This is a genomic window from Rhodococcus sp. BH5 (genome assembly GCF_027583855.1).
Taxonomy (GTDB): Bacteria; Actinomycetota; Actinomycetes; order Mycobacteriales; family Mycobacteriaceae; genus Rhodococcus_F; species Rhodococcus_F qingshengii.
In genome coordinates, this window is the sequence record NZ_JAJHVW010000006.1 from 74,666 (window position 1) to 91,399 (window position 16,734).

The following is a 16,734-nucleotide window of genomic DNA, read 5'->3' on the forward strand; positions in this document are numbered from 1 at the left end:
GTTGTGCTGCGGGAATTCATTGTCGTCCAACGATTTTCTCCTGATTCGTGAAGAGGATCGAACTGTGCAGGAAGATCAGGCCGCGCTGCCGGATTTCGCCTGGGCATGAAGGTGCTGGAGTGAGGGGGTGCCGAATTCGAGCGCATTGAGGAGGCTTTCCACCTGAGCCATGTGATTGCACAGGCCCTTTCCTCGGATCTTGCCGTGCTCGTCGAGAATCACGCCGTACGGAGTGGTGCCCACCTGGTATGCGATACCGACGTCTCGAGCGTCGATGTAACTGAGCTCGGAACCGATCCCGCTGCCGGCCAGGAACTCGCGATGCTCTTCGGGTGTTCCGTCGGAGATGATGATCACGTCGAGATCCGATTCGGCTCGGGCCATTGCCCTTACGCCGGGAAGAAGGCTCTTGCACGTCGAGCAACTCGGTGCTGTGAACAGCAGGAGTTGAGGTTTGTCGCGGTGACCACCGACTCCGACGGTCCGTCCTTCCTGATCGATGAGACCGGCAAACGATGGGCCGGCCTGTTCGACCTTGGGCCCGGTATCCATCATCCGGGCACCGAGAGGTCCGAGACGTACTTGTACGCGGCCGATTTCACGAGCCAGAGCAAGAACCATCAAGAACAGTACGGCTACGGCGATCACCAGGATCACTGTCGCGACAAGGAGGAAAGTGGTCATCGTGGTAGTCCTGCCTTCGAGTTTTCAGTGGTGGGGATGTAAGTTCACGAGCCGTACCGGGACGCGGTTTCGGCGGTTCGGAGGCGGATGGAGGCGCTCGACAGGTAGTCGTCGACCGGGCGTCGTCCGAGGTGGACCACCGAACGAATCTGTGCGAGCGCAACTCCCGCCAGAACGAGGAGGAATCCGAAGGTCGTCGCCACGACCTGGACGCCGATCTCAGCCTGTCCGGCGGTGACCGACAGTGCCACAGCGATCACCGCGAGTGTTCCGGCGCGAACGGCGTGGAACCATCCGATACGCGGAATCTCGCCGACTCCGAATGCAAAACATCCGCAGTCCAGATCGCGTCGCCCACGCAGGAGGTTGATCGTGAGGCCCGTGAAGAACGACGCGAACATGACGGCAGCAACCAAGGCGGCGAGGCGATGGGCCACGCCGAGAACCAGAAGGATGCCTACGACGGTTTCCGCGACGGGAAGGATGCGAGCGAGCGGTACTTCGAGTCGCACCGGCAACACTTTGTATCCGCGCACCGAACGAAGGACCCCGTCGTGGTCGTTCAGCTTGGGAATGCCGGCGAGCAGGAGAACAAATCCGATGATCGCCGAAGTGGTGGCGCTGACCAAGTCCATGCTTCCTCCGTTCCTCTCGGGTAGTGCCGGTGGTGTGTGGGACACATCCTGTACGGGCGATGCTGCGAATCCGCGTCGACCGCGCTACGCCTGGACGAGGTGCAACTGAGAGAGCAGTTGTCGTGTGAGAATCGGAGAACTCGCAGGTCAAGGTGCTCCCGGAGGGGCCGGATACCGTCGGCCGCCCTTGATCCGGCATGACGCTGGGTGGGAAACAGAGTCGGATTCTCACTTGAAAGTTCTGTGCGCGCCATCGTGGAAACTGCGCGGAAACATAAGCGGACTAACTTGACCGAATTCTGACAATTCGCTCGTAGGTTCGGGCCTGGACGCGACGGACGGTGACTCATGGCCGTGAGTGCGGCACTGCGTGCGGCGATCACGCGAGCGCAGAATGCGGATCAACACAGTGAGCCCGTGTTCTCCCCGCTCCGTGGTCTCGGACGAGGACGTCTGACCCCGATCGACCTGTTGGGGCAATCACTTTCCACGATCGCTCCGGCAACGGGAATGGTGTTCATCGCCCTGTGGATGATCACCTACAGTCCCGGCTACGTCGGGTTGGCTGCGATTGCTGCGACAACTTCGGCGGTGTTTCTCGTTGCGTTCTGCATCACTCAGTTCACGCGGAGACTGGCCGCAGCAGGATCGTTGTACAGCTTCGTCTTCCAAGGCTCCGGTATCCGGGCGACACTGACGGCGGGTGCCGCACTGGTACTCGGGTATCTCGGAATCTCGGTTTCGGTTTTCTCGCAGGCAGTTCCGAGTCTGCTCGATACCATCGCCATTGTCGGCCCCGACGTGCGAGGGCCTGCCGCGACGGTGATCACGACGGTGGCGATTGCCCTGGCCGTCGCGTGGATTGCAGTGCGAGGCGTCCGGTTCGCCACCCGAGCGATCCTGGTCGTCGAAGCGTGCTCGTTGATTCTCATCGTCGTGGTCATGCTGGCGACGCACAGTGACACGACAACTGCTGTTGCCCTGCCGAATCCGTCGCTGAGTGCAGTTCCGTTTCTCGCGATGCTGACGGTGCTCAGCATGGCGGGCTTCGAAAGCTCGGCCTTCTTCGGCCCGGAAGCGAAACGACCACTCATCAGCGTCACACGCACGGTTCTCATTTCGCCGATCATCTGCGGGGTCCTCTTCGTTTTTGCGGCCTGGGCGGCGATGACCGGCCACGGCGCAACGATCGTCGGAGCGTACTTCGAAGGAACGGCATCCGGAGCCAGCGCGGAAGTGGTTCTGGCAGTCAAGATCGGAATGACGTGTTCCTGGTTCGCATCCACTCTCGGTTGTGCGCAGGCGGGTTCGCGGTTGTTGTACTCGATGGGGATCGAACGGGTACTGCCTGCGCCGCTCGCTCGCGTGCACAGACGGTTCCGCACCCCGTACGTTGCGGTACTTGCGTTTGTCGCGGTAAGTGCGGCGGGCGTATTCGTCTATTCGGATACGGTTCGCGACGATTCGGGATCCTTCGACGGCGTGGTGGAGACCGCGTTGGTCTGCGCTTACACGCTGGTGGCCTTTGCTTCGTGGAAGTTCTTGCGCCGAATCGGGGAACATACGCCGCTGACCCGGATTTGCACCCTGTCGGTGAGTACCGCCGGTGCCGGTCTACTGGTCTACATCGTTCTCGACGGTGCGGTTCACGGGATGTGGGCACTGCCGATCGCTGCTCTTGCTGTTGCTGTGTCGGGGACAGTGTGGAGTTCATTGCTCCGTAGAGCCAGACCGGAAAGCCTTCTGATGGTTGGCGCTTTCGACAGCGTCGAGACGGCGGACCTGTTGCCCGGTGCTGGCACTCTGCTGATCGACGGTGACGGGCGAAGGCGACTCGTTCCGGATCGTGGGACCGCCGAGGGTGACTCGCCGGAGCATGGGCGGTGACCGCGGACCGTGCAACCGCTGGTCCACGATCAGGAAAACAGATCGGCGACGAGACCCACTTCAGTGGACAACAACCGCGTGCGGTCCAGAAGGCGCTGGGGATGCTCGAGGCGGTGGCTCATCTGGGACCGGGAACAACCGCGAAGGAGATCGCCACTTTTGCAGGCGTTCCATCGGCCACGGCGTACCGGATGCTGAATCTGCTGGTGGCGGAGGGCTTTCTCGTGCGGGTGCCGGACCTGTCAGGGTTCGCGTTGGGACGTCGGACTGCCGAGCTCTCGCATGCGGCGTCGTCGAGTGGTCCGGCGCCGACGCTGCACGAGCGCGTCGAGGACATGCGGACACACACGAGGTTCGGATTGCACGTCGCGTCATTCGCCGGTGGGCGCTTGCGGTTCGTCGACAAGGATCCGGACCACGAGATCATCGGAATCGCCGCACTGGCCAAGAACCTTCACGCGAATGCGCTGGGGAAGGTTCTGTTGGCGCACGACGAGCGGTTGCTTTCGGGTTTAGAACTTCGCCGGGTCACGGAGTTCACCCTCGGTGATTTCGATGCGTTGTATGAGCAGTTGAGGTCTGTTCGCCTGCAGGGTTTTGCATTCGAGAACCAGGAATGCCGCCTGGGTCGATCCGCGGTGGCAGTACCGGTTCGAGATCACGCAGACCAGGTGGCAGGCGGGTTGTGTGTTCAGGGAGCGAGCGGGCGAGTGACGGACGAGGATCGAGAGTTGGTCGGTTTCCTACTCGATTGTGCGCGTCAGCTCACCGGATTGCTCTGACGTCACACGCGCAGGCTCAGGGGGAGCCCGGCGGTCATCAGGACCACGGACTCCGATTCACTGGCGATTCGGCTGTTCACCAGACCGAGTAGATCGCGGAACAGCCTCCCGGACTTCGTGTCGGGGACGACGCCGCTTCCCACTTCGTTCGTGACGGCGACAATCGGAACCGGACAGGCGGTCCAGGCGTCGGCCAACCGGTCGATATCTGCGTGGACGGCGCTGAGATCTTTTGTCGCCCACGCCTGGTGTCGATCCAGACGTGCGGTCAACCACGTGCCTAGGCAATCGAGCAGGACCGGTGTTGTTGCGCCTGAAAGAATTTCGGCCACCTCGGAGGTCTCTACCGTCGTCCACGTCGACGGCCTCCGCGCGCGATGCGACGCAATTCGTTCGATCCAGTCGGGATCGTCGTCCTGCGGATCCCCCGTGGCGATGTACGTCACGTTCCGGTAGCCGGCAAGCAGGCCCTCCGCGTAAGTGGACTTGCCCGAGCGGGCGCCACCGGTGACCAGAGTTCGATGGCTCTGTCCTACCCCGATCTCGAGCACAGCTCCATCCGGAACCGCTCGCGCCCCGGACGTTCGAAGTTCCTCCGCGAGTTCGTTTTCGACCGGGTTGTGGTGCCCGAGGTGTACGGCGACCACATCGGTTCGATCGGTGATCGCGGTGCAATTGCGTAGTCGGGTCACCGTCTCCGCGAAACTCGGCAGATCATGGTGCCCGGTGCCGTGGTCAGTTTTGTAGCCGAAGGTCTCTTCGAGAAAGACGGCGTCGAAACGGGCGTCGGCAAGTGCGTCGACAGTGGATTCGGGCAGAGGCCCGGTGTCGGTGGCCCAGAAGATTCGGGTTCCGGATGCGTCGGTGATGTCGTAGAGAAGGGTGGGTACTTCGTGCGCGGCTTCGAGTGCGCGAACACGATAGGTGCCCAACATGATCGACTGGCCGGTCTCGAGCGGTGTGAAGGTCACCGGGTCATCCGGGCCCACCCAGTCTCGGCAGGGAGCGAGCGCGTCGGGTGGTCCGAGAACCTGGAGCGGTTCGGTGCGAGACGCCCAGGACCGGAACAGCAATGCCATCGGGCCGAGGTGATCAGGATGAGAATGCGTCAGCAGGATGTGTTCGACGTGTGCCAGCGTGCGACCGAATCGCGACGCGGCGCGCGGTACTTCGGGTCCACAGTCCAACAGGATGCGGTTGTCCAGCAAGGCAGCGGTGTGTCCGCGAATGGTTTCGTTCGACAATGCCGCCAGGCAGGAAGGGCAAGTGCAGAACGGGTTCGGCCAACCGTCGGCAGCGCCGGTGCCGAGCATCACCAATTCCATCAGCGGGTGCCTTCCTGCCGAATCGGAACAACGATGGGACCGCTGGGCCGTTCCAGGATTTCGACGCGAGCGCCGTACACGCGGCCGAGGAGGTCTGCCTCCAGCACCGCTGAGGGTGTACCGTCGGCAACCACGCTGCCCTTGTCCAGCAGCACAATTCGTCGACCGTATTGACCCGCGAGAGTGAGATCGTGCATCGCGGCGATGACCGTGATGTTGTCGTCTTCTCGCAGTTCCTCCACCAAGTCGAGAACCTGCTGCTGGTGGCCGATGTCGAGGGCACTGGTGGGTTCGTCCAGGAGCAGTACCTGCGGTTCTTGAGCCAATGCCCGAGCCAGGACCACGCGCTGCAATTCGCCACCGGAAAGTTCGGTGGCTCGTCGATCTGCGAACTCGGTGAGGTCGAGCCTCTCGATCACCGAAGAGATCACCGAACGATCTGTGGCGGTTTCGGTTCCGAAGCGTCGTAGATACGGTGTACGGCCGAGCGCAACCAGTTCGGCAACCGTCGCGCCCTCGGGTACCACCGGGCGCTGAGGCATCAGCGCGACGACGGCGGACATGGCCTTGCGGCTCGAACTGCGTGGGTTGAGTCCCCCGACGGTGAGTTCACCGGTGGACGGAATCAATCCAGCGAGGGCATGCATCAAGGTCGTCTTGCCGGCGCCGTTCGGCCCGACCACGGCAACCCAATCGCCGGGTGTCACATCGAGATCGATGCCGTCGACGACGTCTTTGCCGCCGAGGCTGATTCGGAGGTCGCGGCATCGCACTGCGGTGTCGGTCATGCGGAAACTCGACTGCGGCGCAGAACCAGAAGGAAGAACGGAGCGCCGATCATCGCGGTCACAACTCCGATGGGGAGTTCGGCCGGTGCCATGACCGTGCGGGCGGCAACGTCGGTGAGGACGAGAAATGCCGCTCCGAGCATGAGTGACAGGGGGAGAAGCAGTCGATGAGACGGGCCGACGACCAGTCGAACCGCATGGGGAACAACGATTCCGACAAAGCCGATGAGTCCACTTGCACTCACGACCGCGGCCGTTCCCAGAGTTGCGGCGAGCACCAGCACCAGGCGTGATCTGGCCGGGTCGACGCCGAGGCTGGCGGCTTCGACGTCACCGACGGCCATCACGTCGAGTACGCGCCGGTGTACCAGGATGACGGCTGAGGCCAGCGCAACGTACGGCAGGACAACCAGAACTTCCGACCAACCGTCGGTGGACAGTCCGCCGAGTAGCCAGGAATAGACCTCGCGCAGTGAATCGTCGAACCGCTGCTGAACAAAAGTCTGCGCTGCATTCGTGAACGCCGCGACTGCGACACCGGCGAGGATGATGACTACCGCGTTCTGCGGCCCGCCAATGCTTCGGCCGAGCGAATAAGTTGCGAACACTGCCAGCACACCACCGACGAAGGCGGCCATGGGAATTCCGAAGATGCCCAGCGCTCCACCCGAAACGATGGCGAGGGTTGCGCCCAGTCCGGCTCCGCTGGAAACTCCGAGGAGATACGGATCTGCCAAGGGATTTCGAAACACGCCCTGGTAGGCGGCGCCGGCTACGGCCAACATTGCTCCGACCAACGCGCCCAGGACTACTCGCGGAAGCCGGATCTGCCAGAGAATGGCCTGCTGTGTTGCGGTGAGGCCGGAATCGAGGTGGATGCCGGGTATGCCGTCCAGAAGTTCGAGAATGGTCCGATCAGGCGTCAATCCGGCCGGCCCCACCAGAACACCGATCAGCAAGGCAGCGCACAGAATGAGCGCGGCGCCGAGCAGAACGGCGGTCCGATGTTGGGAGATACCGGCTTTGATCATCGAGTGCTCAGGCCGCGGGAACTTGGGCAACGATGGCCGCGACGGCCTTCACCTGGTCGGCGACACGAGGTCCCCAGCGGCTGGAGAGGTCTTCGTCGAGCACATGGATCTGGTTGCCGGTAACCGCTTTCATGCCGCTCCACCCGGGTCGAGCGGCGACGGATTCTGCTGTCACTCCGCAGCATTGGGAGTCTGCGAGAAAGATGAGATCGGGATTGGCCTGTACCACGAATTCGGCGGACAACTGCGGATAGTCACCCTGCCCCGCGGCGTCGGCGATGCTCTTCATTCCGAACAGCGAGTAGATCTGCCCGACGAAGCTCGAACTCGTGACGGTGTAGAGCGAGGAGTCGAGTTCGTGGAAGTACGTCAGCGGCTGTTGGCGCGCAGGAACACTGGCGACAGCGGCGTCGATGTCCGAGCGCATGGTGTCGACAACTTCGGTGCCCTTGTCCTCGTGGCCGGTGGCCTTCGCGACGCGCTCGATCTGGGCGTAGACGTCGTCGATGCTTGTGGCTGCCGGTAGTAGGAGGGTCGGCACCTTCGCCTTTTGCAGCCCGGAGACAAGATCGTTCATGTCATCCGATGCGATCACCAGATCCGGTGCGTAGCCGAGGATGGCTTCGACGTTCGGTTGAAAGCCCGAGAGATCGGTGACCGGGATACCGGCCGGGTAGTCGGACTGATTGTCGACGGCCTTCACCTGATCGCCCGCGCCGACGGCCCACAGGGTCTCGGTGGCGCTGGGACTGAGTGACACGATCGACTGCGGACGTGACTCGATGGTGATGTCCGTGCCGGAATCCGTGGGACCGGAAACAACAGTCACCGGGAACGAGCCGTCCGAGGCCGCTGTGGTTGCGGGTGCATCGGACGTCGAACTACTGCACGCACCGGCAAGCAGTGCGGTGCTCACCGTCAGTGCTGCAAGTACAGATCTGAATCTACGTGTCGGCCGAGTACTCACAGCCACCCCTCCGCTAGTGGTGAAGGGTCGCGAGCAGCGCGGCCGCGAGGCGAAGCGCCACGAGCGGTCCTTCGTCCGAGAACCATCGTGTCGCCACGAGGCCGGTGACCTGACTCGTTCGCCTCGAGTAGTGACGGGCGAATTCACAGTTGCGTCGACAGTGCCGGGGTTTCACCGAACTTCACACGAGCAGCGTGGCACCCCGGTGAACCGGGGCATCTGCACTTTACAGGGGTCGTCTGGCTTGACCCGGGAGGTCAAGGCAGGGTAAATATCTATTCCACTAATGAACTAGTGAAAGGGTTCGGATGATCGACTTCCGTATCGACCGCCGATCCGGCATTCCCACTTACGTGCAATTGGTCCTTCAGGTGAAGCAGGCGCTCAGGCTCGGTGATCTCCAAGTCGGGGATCGGCTGCCCACAGCCAAGGACGTCGTGGGAGCGCTCGCGATCAACCCGAACACAGTCCTGAAGGCCTACAAGGAACTCGAGCGCGACGGACTTGTTGCTCCGCGGCCTGGATTGGGCACGTTCGTCGTCAAGTCCCTGGCCAAGCCCGGTATGGCGGAAAGCTCTGCGCTACGGCGCGAGTTGGCGCGTTGGGTGGCAGATGCCGTGGCCGCTGGACTCGAGCGCACGGACATCGAAGCGTTGGTGAGTTTGGAGCTCGAGAAGACGTTCATCGAATCGGATCCGTCCGGAAAGCAGGGGGAGACATCATGACTGCGCGAGAATTGGCACTGACGATGCAGGACGTGGACAAGCGCTTCGGCAAGAAGAAGGTGCTCGACGCCTGCACATTCGAGGTCGCGACAGGAAGCATCACTGCCCTGGTCGGGGTGAACGGAGCGGGCAAGTCCACACTGATGTCCTTGGCGGTCGGGTTGACGATGCCTGACCATGGTTCGATCTCCGTCCTGGGCAGCACGCCGGATCAGGACGGCATCTGTCCAGGCCTGTCGTACCTCGCTCAGCACAAGCCCCTGTACCCCAAATTCACTGTTGCAGAACTTCTTCGATTCGGCGCATACACCAACGACGAGTGGGATGCGAAGTACGCTCTGGATCTGGTGGAGCGCGCTGGGATTTCTCTCGATGCAAAGGCGAAGACTCTGTCACCAGGTCAACGAACTAGGGTTGCACTGGCTTTGGCGCTCGGACGCAGGCCGCAGTTGCTTCTACTCGACGAGCCTCTGGCAGATCTCGATCCCGTGGCGCGGCGGTCTGTGGCGACCACTCTGCTCGAAGACGTTGCCGAGTACGGCACCACAGTTCTGTTGTCGTCACACATCGTTTCCGAATTGGCAGACGTCTCGGATCGACTTCTTCTGCTGGGCGGCGGAAACGCGAGATTGTCCGGTCCGTTGGATGAATTGATCGCTGCCCATTACGTATTGATCGGGGACGGCGATCCCTCGGACGTGGTCGGCGCCGGTGCGGTCATTCATACCGAGAAGGGGGTGCGGTCGAATTCTCACGTGGTGGAGGGAATCCGTCCGAGCCCTCGGGCCGGCTGGGTGATCGACGACGCAACTCTCGACGACGTGGTGCTCGGGCACCTGAGCGCAGAAACGATGGTGGCGGCATGATCTGGGTTACGTGGCGGCACCACCGGACATCGCTCGTTGTGTCGTTGGGATTCCTCGCGGCATTAGCAGTCATTGTCTTGTCGAGTGGTGCGATCATCAAGAGCGGCGGACAAGCCCAACTCTTCGGATCGCCTCTCAGTTGCTTCGATGACATCACCGCTATCTGCACGGCAGAGACTGCTCTCACACTGACGACAGTGGTTGCTACTGCTCTGCCGGTGTTCCTCGGCGTGTTGATCGGTGTCACCGTGTTTTCGCGGGATGTCGAACAAGGAACACACGTATTGGGGCTTACTCAATCGGTCAGTCGGACTCGTTGGTTCTGGACCCGGGTGTTAATCGTCTTCCTGCCGATTTCTGTGGCTTCGTCATTGCTCGGATTTGCACTGCAATGGGCTCGATCTCTCCCGGACAACTCCCGGTATGCATTTGTTGCCGGGCGTTCGACTTTCGTCGAGATATCGAACCTGTCGTATCCGCTCTTTCAATCCAGCGGACTGGTCTTGGGTGCATACACATTCATGGCACTCATGCTCGGAGCAGCACTGGCTTTGCTGGTGCGTAGTTCGATCGGCGCAATGGCGATCACGATGGTCGGTGTTGTTGCGATCCTGGCAGCATTTCAGTTGGTTGCACGACCCGATTACGCCGAGCCGAGTGTCCGAACGTCACCCGTCGCCGGATTCAGTTCCTACTATTCGAGCGATACCAGTATCCCCGCGGTCAATTGGGAACTCGCGCAGGGATATGTCGACCTCCGAGGTAACTGGGTCGACGTCAAATACGACGAGTGCACGTGGGGTGGATCAGGCGATGAGGACCCGTACGACCAGCGCCCGGAGGAGACCGGCGCCGAGTACAACCTCCGCATGGATGTGCTCTCAGCGCAGCAGAACAGAGAGATGGAGATCTGTTTGCGGCAGCACGGGGTCGACCACTACGAAGTTCGCTACCACTCGGATGATCGGTTCTGGCGTTTCCAGTTCACGGAAGCTGCACTCGTCCTGATCCTTTCAGGCCTGTTCCTCCTGCCGGCGCTCTGGGGTCTACGACGCCTCAAGCCGTGACTCAGCGGGCGACCGGCGCGACCGTCAGCTGGTTGATGTTCGCGCCGGTCATCGAGCAACCCTTGGTGGGGTAGGCGAGGAAGACCGAGTCGTAGCTGTTGGGTGGGTAAACCCTCAGTCCCGCAACGTCGGTCACGCCGCACTGATCTGCCGGGTAGTTCTCGACGTTCGTAGCTCGCACCAAAGACGTTGCGGCAGAGCCAGGGGCAAGGGAGACGAGTGAACCGGATCCGGAGCGGCCGGCTGCAGCACCCACTTCGCTTCCGGACGCTCCCGTGACATACGAGACGCCGGGGAAACCGTCGAGCGTGCACGTGCGGCCGCCCGTGTTGGTGAAGACCACCGGAAGCTCCACAGAACCGGCGGCGCCACTCGACTCGCCGAGGGTGACGTTCAGTTCCCCGATCGCGCAGCCTTCGGGATTGGGTGCCGTCGAGGTTGTCGTTTGGGTGTGGTCGGTATGGGTCGTCGAAGGTGAAGCGGTGCCGGTCTGGGTCGTCGGCGCAGAGGCGGTCGTCGTTGAGGCGGGTGCCGGTGAACTCTCGGCCGTTCCCGTTTCATCCGAGCCGCAACCGCTGAGAAGGGCGAGAGCAGCAAGTGGAGCCGCCAACAAGCCGACGTTGCGCATGCGGTTCGAATTCATCGCTCTGTACTCCTCAGGCTGGTCGACAACTGTTTCCGAACATCCGTGTCCGGTATATCCGAGTTTGAAGCCGGATGTGCAGAAACGAATCAGGCTCGCCGGTGATCAGGACCTACTTCCCGGATGGATTGCCGTTGCGGATCTAGCATGAGAAATGACCTGTCCGGATCGCGACCACCGGGAGTAGCGCATGTTCACCTTCACCAGCGACGACGGAGTGGTCATTCATGTCCACGAATGGCCCACCGAGCAGGAACCTCGAGGGGTTGTTCAACTCGCGCACGGTATGGGTGAGCACGCAAAACGCTACGCACACGTTGCCGAAGCCCTGAATGCTCGCGGTTTCCACGTCTACGCGGCGGACCACCGCGGCCACGGTGAGAGCATGCACGCCGGCCCAGGCAACATCGGCGACGACGGCTGGAACCGCTTGGTGGCAGACATGGTGACCCTCACGGGCATCATCCGCGACAAACACCCCGGCCTGCCCGTCGTACTGCTCAGCCACAGCCTCGGTTCGTTCGCTTCGCAGCAGTACATCCTCGATCATTCGCACCTGATCGACGCCGTCGCACTGTCGGGGACCACCGCGGTCGATCAACTGATCGAGAGCCTCGTCAACGACGGCCCGGACGTCCTCGCCCAGTTCAATGCGGAATTCGAACCGGCCCGTACTCCGCACGACTGGCTCAGCCGTGACGAAGCGCAGGTGGATTTGTACATCAACGATCCGCTGTGCGGTTTCAGCCTGGACGACGCCGGCATGGGTGGACTTATCGCAGCGGGACCGAGGTTCGTCGACGTCGAGGGCGTGCGACAAGACCTTCCGATCCTGGTCTTCGTCGGCACCTCGGATCCTCTCAACGCCGCGCTGAGCCGTACCGACGTCGCAGTCGAACGGTACAACTCGGCGGGGATCGAAGACGTCACCTACTACACCTATCCGGGTGCCAGACACGAGATCTTCAACGAGACCAACCGCGACGACGTCATCAACGATCTGACGACGTGGATGGACCGCGTACTAGAAGCGTGACCGCCTCACCGGAAAGGGGAACACGATGTCCACAGTTCCGGCCGCACGACCCGATCCAGACCCGCGAGATGTCAAGCGCTGGAGACGATACCTCGCCGACGAACAAGCCGAGGCCGCCGTCTACCGAGACCTCGCGAGTAGGCGCAGCGGCGAGGAGCGCGAAATCCTTCTCGCACTGGCCGACGCGGAGGGGCGACACGAGGCGCACTGGCGAGCGCTACTCGGCGATCACGTCGGCAAACCACTTCGCGGCGATATCCGCACTCGGATACTGGGCTTTCTGGCCAGGCGCTTCGGCTCCGTCTTCGTGCTCGCTCTTGCACAGCGCGCGGAGACGCGATCCCCGTATCCCAACGACGCCGACGCGACTGCATCGATGGGCGCGGACGAGAAGATCCACGAAGAAGTGGTGCGGGCCTTGGCCACTCGGGGTCGGAACAGACTTTCGGGGACGTTTCGTGCCGCCGTCTTCGGAGCCAACGACGGCCTCGTCAGCAATCTCGCTCTCGTGCTCGGCATCAGCGGTAGCGGCGTCTCCAATCAGATCGTTCTGATCACCGGCATGGCCGGGCTTCTGGCCGGCGCCCTGTCGATGGGCGCCGGCGAGTACGTTTCAGTCCGCTCGCAGCGAGAGTTGTTGGAAGCGTCCAATCCTGGTCCGGCTGCCAGCGAAGCTGTCGGACTGCTCGACGTCGACGCGAACGAATTGGCCCTGGTCTACCGGGCCCGCGGCATGTCCGCCGAGGAAGCGGATCAGCGCGCCGCCGAGGTCCTCGCGAACAGCACCTTCGGCGCCGCCGACGTTGTCGACGACCATGAAGCTGTCGGAACCGGGTTGGGCGCAGCGGCGGCAAGTTTCTGCTTCTTCGCCTCGGGCGCAATCATTCCGGTGCTGCCGTATCTGTTCGGCCTGGAAGGCATGACGGCTCTGATCGTCGCATCTGTTCTCGTGGGGATCGCGTTGCTGACGACGGGCGTTGTGGTCGGGTTGCTCTCGGGCGGGCCGCCATTCAAGCGGGCGCTACGCCAACTTGCGATCGGCTACGGCGCTGCCGGCGCGACGTATCTGCTCGGCATGTTGTTCGGGACTTCGCTCTGAGCGTCGGCTTATGCGCGTAGGGCGGGATCGCGGTGAGCCGGATCGATCCGAACCGGAATCTGGCACACCACGGCCTCGGTGTGTTTGCGCAGTGCATGAGCGATCTCATCGGTCCGTTGGCTCGGGAGGAACCGGTGCCATCTGGTCGCCGGGTCGATGGTGGCGACGACAACAAAGGTCTCTCGGTGGGGGAAGTGTGTGCGGATGTATCGGGCGAGGGTGTTCCCCACGGAATTCTCGGTGTCCTCGATGACGATCAAACGCGAATTCGGATGTCGGGCTTGCCATCGGCGTGTGAAGTCCGTCGTCGATTCGTGGGCCAGGCAGACTCGAATTGCGATGGGCTGTGACGACATCGCCGTTGCCGCGGCCATCGCGCGGGTGGAGAGCGACGTAATTTCGGACACCGGTACTAGGACCGCTGGTTTGTATCCGATGGACAGAGAATCGTTCTCACCCTGAACGGTTAACCGCGTACCGATATGTGTGTACGCACCGCGGATGCGTTCCATGCCGAGGACGAGCGCAGGGAGCGCGAGAGCGATCAGCCAGGCGCCCTCGGTGAACTTCATGGCGGTAGTCACCACTGCTGCGATCGAAGTCAACGCAGCCCGAAACCGTTGAGCGCCAATCGCCACTTCCAGCCCGGCGTCTGTTCGATGAGCCAGTGGCGCACCATGCCGAACTGCGCGAGCGTGAATCCGATGAACACACCGATGGCGAACAGAGGAACCAAGGTATTCATGTTTCCGCCGGATCCGATGAGCAGGAGAGCGCCGACGCCACCGAGCGACAAGACGCCATACGTGAAGACGTCGCGCGTCGACTTTCGGCTGAAGCGGTGCGGGAGCACGTTGTCGTCCGCGAGGATCCGCATCAGGTTGGGAAGTCCGCCGTACGAGGTGTTCGCGGCCAACGCCAACAGAATTACGGTGGAGAATTGGACGACGTAGTAGCCCACACCATTTCCGAGAGCAGCGGAAGTGAGTTGCGACAGGACTGTTGTTCCAGGGACAGGTGCGAGTGAGAACTTCTCGATCAACACGGCAAGGCCGATCAGCATGGTGCCCAACAGGATTCCCAGAGCTACTTCGGCACGCTGAGCGCTACGCACGCGAGGCTTCTTGAAACTGGGTACCGCATTGGCGATGGCTTCGACTCCGGTCAATGCGGCGCAACCACTCGAAAATGCCTTGAGCAGAAGGAGAATGCCGATCGTGTGTGCGTTGTCGGCGAGGAAGGGAGCCGTGGCGGCGGCAGGGTTTTCCCGAAGTAGTCCGGCACCGATCACCGTGAAGATGCTGACGACAAAAACCACGGTGGGCAACATGAATACCCGCGCGGAATCTGCGATGCCCCGCAGATTCAGTGCCGTGATGCCGCCGAGTATCGCCAGTGCGATCCAGACCGTGTAGGGAAGAAGCGCAGGGAAGGCGGAGGTCAGAGCCGCGACACCGGCTGCGATCGATACCGCGACGTTGAGGGTGTAGTCGACGATCAACGACGCGGCGGCGGTCAAACTTGCCCGCGGGCTCAGATGCTTCTTTGCGACGGCGTAGGCGCCACCGCCTTCGGGAAATGCGGCGATCACTTGGCGGTACGACGCCACCAGGACTGCAAGCAGCACTGCGATGGCGATCGTCACCGGCACGGTGAAGCCGATCCCCGCGCCGCCTGCGAGGGCCAACACCAACACGATGGCCTCTGGACCGTACGACACCGAGGCCATCGCGTCGAGCGACAGACCCGCCAGTCCGGTTGCGACGGAGAGCTTTTGCTTCTCAGGTTCGCCGCCGGCGCGGATGGTCGACGATATGACTCCACGGTGTCCGAGTATCACTGCATGTCTCACCGAGTCAGTATCGTCATTTCCCGTAGCTCTGAGACTGATCTTGACGATGCTTTGACGCGATGGCCTGCAAATCTGTACGGGTTCACAACGGGGGTTCGAGTCGCGGGAAGCCTTGTGACAGCTGATCAATCCAGCGAGCGCGCGTGGCGAGAATATCGCGGTTCCGAGACTCCGATTGGGCGGCGACGTGCGAAAGTAGGTCGCGAAGTCGGCCCAGAACGAGTGGCGAGTTCGATGCCGAGGCTATGACGTCGTCCAGTCCGGTTCTGACGAAGCTCGTGAAGTCGGGCAGTGCAATCACCACACGCAGATCACCACGCTCGTCGACGGCCCGGATCGAATCTGCGCGTACGGAGGCCACCAGAGAGAGGAGGTCCTCGATCTCGTCCAGAGCCTGCACGGCCGTCGCAGGATCGTTGATAGCGGGTGAGAGCGCTCTGAGCGCGATGTCAGCCAACAACCGAATCGCGAGTAGGGGGTCCTGGGTGAAGGTCCGCTCACTCCCACTGACCAAGGCGTCAAGGATCGTGTTGGCGGGCATGGGTCCGCCGTAGACGTCGGCGAGCGGCAATCCGTCTCGCAGCGTGCTACCCGGCGACACTCGGAGGACCACCATGGATCGGCAGTTCCGAGCGTTCTGCAGCAGATCTTCGACGAGGATCTGCTGCAGAACGGCCGGCGGTCGATGCCACTCGATTGTCGTGATCACCGGAAGTGTTGGTAGAGGAGGCAACTCCAGATCAGTGGTGGGGTACACGGCGGCGAAGACTGCTCGGCCACGACTCGAGATCGTGGTCAGTACCGGAGCCAACTGGATGGCCGAGAATGCGCGCAGCTGGAGCAGCCTGATCAGCGTCAGCGTGGCCAAGAGCGCCAGCACTGCGAGACTTGGCACAACCACGGACACATCCGTTTCGTTGCTGATGGCGAGCGCCGCCGTGATGTCGAAAACCGACTGGCCTATCGCGAAGGCAAATGTCCGCCACACGATGGGGTCGTCGCGGAACAACAACAAGCGAGGGGTGAAGGTGGTCGCGGCCCATTGGACGACGAGGAACAGCAGCGAGAAGATCACTGCCACTACACCCAATAGCCCCAGTCCGAGGGCAACGAGCATCTCGCTGACCTGACGGGCGGGAATCATCGGGCCGCTCCGGACGTACGGCATCCCCAGTCCGGCAGCCAGTCCCACGACGACGCACAGGATCTGGGTCAGGCCTGCACGTACACGGCGCCGGGGGACGAGGAAGGCATGCCCGATCGGGGTGGGAGCGAAACGTCCGGGCTGATCCACACTTCAAGCCTCCACGCTGCGGCAATGGTGCGCCTTCACCCGAAACGGATGAT

General features: G+C 62.2%; 17 protein-coding genes. 7 read left to right on the plus strand and 10 right to left on the minus strand.

Annotated features, from left to right (window positions below):
* Window positions 1-75 precede the first annotated feature (75 nt).
* Together RhoBH5_RS16750 and RhoBH5_RS16755 are read right to left on the minus strand one after the other, a co-directional pair.
* The gene (locus tag RhoBH5_RS16750; protein WP_270008549.1) at window positions 76-684 is read right to left on the minus strand and encodes a redoxin domain-containing protein; all 609 of its coding nucleotides are present in this window, start codon (window positions 682-684) and stop codon (window positions 76-78) included.
* A 44-nt stretch (window positions 685-728) separates the two neighbouring features.
* Entirely contained in the window at window positions 729-1,319 is a 591-nt protein-coding gene (locus tag RhoBH5_RS16755) for a MauE/DoxX family redox-associated membrane protein (RefSeq protein ID WP_063315621.1), read from the minus strand.
* Window positions 1,320-1,667: 348 nt separating this feature from the next.
* Between RhoBH5_RS16755 and RhoBH5_RS16760 the strand changes: the two genes are divergently transcribed.
* Together RhoBH5_RS16760 and RhoBH5_RS16765 are read left to right on the plus strand one after the other, a co-directional pair.
* Window positions 1,668-3,206 (plus strand): APC family permease, encoded by a 1,539-nt coding sequence (locus RhoBH5_RS16760; RefSeq protein ID WP_030536507.1) that lies wholly within the window; start codon window positions 1,668-1,670, stop codon window positions 3,204-3,206.
* Window positions 3,203-3,988, plus strand: coding sequence for an IclR family transcriptional regulator (locus RhoBH5_RS16765; protein WP_020909339.1), 786 nt, complete (start codon window positions 3,203-3,205; stop codon window positions 3,986-3,988). The genes RhoBH5_RS16760 and RhoBH5_RS16765 overlap by 4 nt, the downstream gene beginning before the upstream one ends.
* Before the next feature lie 2 nt (window positions 3,989-3,990).
* Here the strand turns inward: RhoBH5_RS16765 and cobU are convergent, their stop codons facing one another.
* The 4 genes from cobU to RhoBH5_RS16785 are packed head-to-tail and all read right to left on the minus strand — an operon-like array spanning window position 3,991 to window position 8,099.
* The gene (gene cobU, locus RhoBH5_RS16770; protein WP_270008550.1) at window positions 3,991-5,313 is read right to left on the minus strand and encodes a bifunctional adenosylcobinamide kinase/adenosylcobinamide-phosphate guanylyltransferase; all 1,323 of its coding nucleotides are present in this window, start codon (window positions 5,311-5,313) and stop codon (window positions 3,991-3,993) included.
* The gene (locus tag RhoBH5_RS16775; RefSeq protein ID WP_270008551.1) at window positions 5,313-6,101 is read right to left on the minus strand and encodes an ABC transporter ATP-binding protein; all 789 of its coding nucleotides are present in this window, start codon (window positions 6,099-6,101) and stop codon (window positions 5,313-5,315) included. Before RhoBH5_RS16775 ends, cobU begins: the two co-directional genes overlap by 1 nt.
* Entirely contained in the window at window positions 6,098-7,132 is a 1,035-nt protein-coding gene (locus tag RhoBH5_RS16780) for a FecCD family ABC transporter permease (RefSeq protein ID WP_270008552.1), read from the minus strand. The genes RhoBH5_RS16775 and RhoBH5_RS16780 overlap by 4 nt, the downstream gene beginning before the upstream one ends.
* Before the next feature lie 7 nt (window positions 7,133-7,139).
* Window positions 7,140-8,099, minus strand: a complete 960-nt coding sequence (locus tag RhoBH5_RS16785; RefSeq protein ID WP_020970983.1) for an ABC transporter substrate-binding protein — start codon at window positions 8,097-8,099, stop codon at window positions 7,140-7,142.
* Between the two features lie 308 nt (window positions 8,100-8,407).
* Between RhoBH5_RS16785 and RhoBH5_RS16790 the strand changes: the two genes are divergently transcribed.
* Genes RhoBH5_RS16790 through RhoBH5_RS16800 form a run of 3 tightly spaced genes read left to right on the plus strand, consistent with a single transcriptional unit; the run spans window position 8,408 to window position 10,757 of the window.
* Window positions 8,408-8,824: a GntR family transcriptional regulator gene (locus tag RhoBH5_RS16790; protein WP_007729675.1), complete on the plus strand. Its 417-nt coding sequence runs from the start codon at window positions 8,408-8,410 to the stop codon at window positions 8,822-8,824.
* A complete protein-coding gene (locus RhoBH5_RS16795) occupies window positions 8,821-9,690 on the plus strand; it encodes an ABC transporter ATP-binding protein (RefSeq protein WP_270008553.1) in 870 nt (289 codons plus the stop codon). The genes RhoBH5_RS16790 and RhoBH5_RS16795 overlap by 4 nt, the downstream gene beginning before the upstream one ends.
* The gene (locus RhoBH5_RS16800; RefSeq protein WP_065454941.1) at window positions 9,687-10,757 is read left to right on the plus strand and encodes a hypothetical protein; all 1,071 of its coding nucleotides are present in this window, start codon (window positions 9,687-9,689) and stop codon (window positions 10,755-10,757) included. The genes RhoBH5_RS16795 and RhoBH5_RS16800 overlap by 4 nt, the downstream gene beginning before the upstream one ends.
* Window position 10,758: 1 nt before the next feature.
* On the opposite strand, the gene RhoBH5_RS16805 is transcribed toward RhoBH5_RS16800, so the two are convergent.
* Entirely contained in the window at window positions 10,759-11,400 is a 642-nt protein-coding gene (locus tag RhoBH5_RS16805; RefSeq protein WP_042447085.1) for a DUF4232 domain-containing protein, read from the minus strand.
* A 190-nt stretch (window positions 11,401-11,590) separates the two neighbouring features.
* Here RhoBH5_RS16805 and RhoBH5_RS16810 point away from each other — a divergent pair, with 190 nt between their 5' ends.
* Both RhoBH5_RS16810 and RhoBH5_RS16815 read left to right on the plus strand, forming a co-directional pair.
* A complete protein-coding gene (locus RhoBH5_RS16810) occupies window positions 11,591-12,436 on the plus strand; it encodes an alpha/beta hydrolase (protein ID WP_003939910.1) in 846 nt (281 codons plus the stop codon).
* A 25-nt stretch (window positions 12,437-12,461) separates the two neighbouring features.
* Entirely contained in the window at window positions 12,462-13,535 is a 1,074-nt protein-coding gene (locus RhoBH5_RS16815; RefSeq protein WP_007729922.1) for a VIT1/CCC1 transporter family protein, read from the plus strand.
* A gap of 8 nt (window positions 13,536-13,543) precedes the next feature.
* Here RhoBH5_RS16815 and RhoBH5_RS32700 read toward each other — a convergent pair whose 3' ends face one another.
* The 3 genes from RhoBH5_RS32700 to RhoBH5_RS16825 all read right to left on the minus strand — a co-directional run bounded on the left by RhoBH5_RS32700 (window position 13,544) and on the right by RhoBH5_RS16825 (window position 16,681).
* Window positions 13,544-14,140, minus strand: a complete 597-nt coding sequence (locus RhoBH5_RS32700) for a hypothetical protein (RefSeq protein WP_442972464.1) — start codon at window positions 14,138-14,140, stop codon at window positions 13,544-13,546.
* The gene (locus tag RhoBH5_RS16820) at window positions 14,137-15,387 is read right to left on the minus strand and encodes an APC family permease (protein WP_442972465.1); all 1,251 of its coding nucleotides are present in this window, start codon (window positions 15,385-15,387) and stop codon (window positions 14,137-14,139) included. Before RhoBH5_RS16820 ends, RhoBH5_RS32700 begins: the two co-directional genes overlap by 4 nt.
* A gap of 82 nt (window positions 15,388-15,469) precedes the next feature.
* Window positions 15,470-16,681 carry a DUF2254 family protein gene (locus tag RhoBH5_RS16825; protein ID WP_007729928.1) on the minus strand — a complete coding sequence of 404 codons (1,212 nt, stop codon included), beginning with the start codon at window positions 16,679-16,681 and terminating at the stop codon, window positions 15,470-15,472.
* Between the last annotated feature and the right edge of the window lie 53 nt (window positions 16,682-16,734).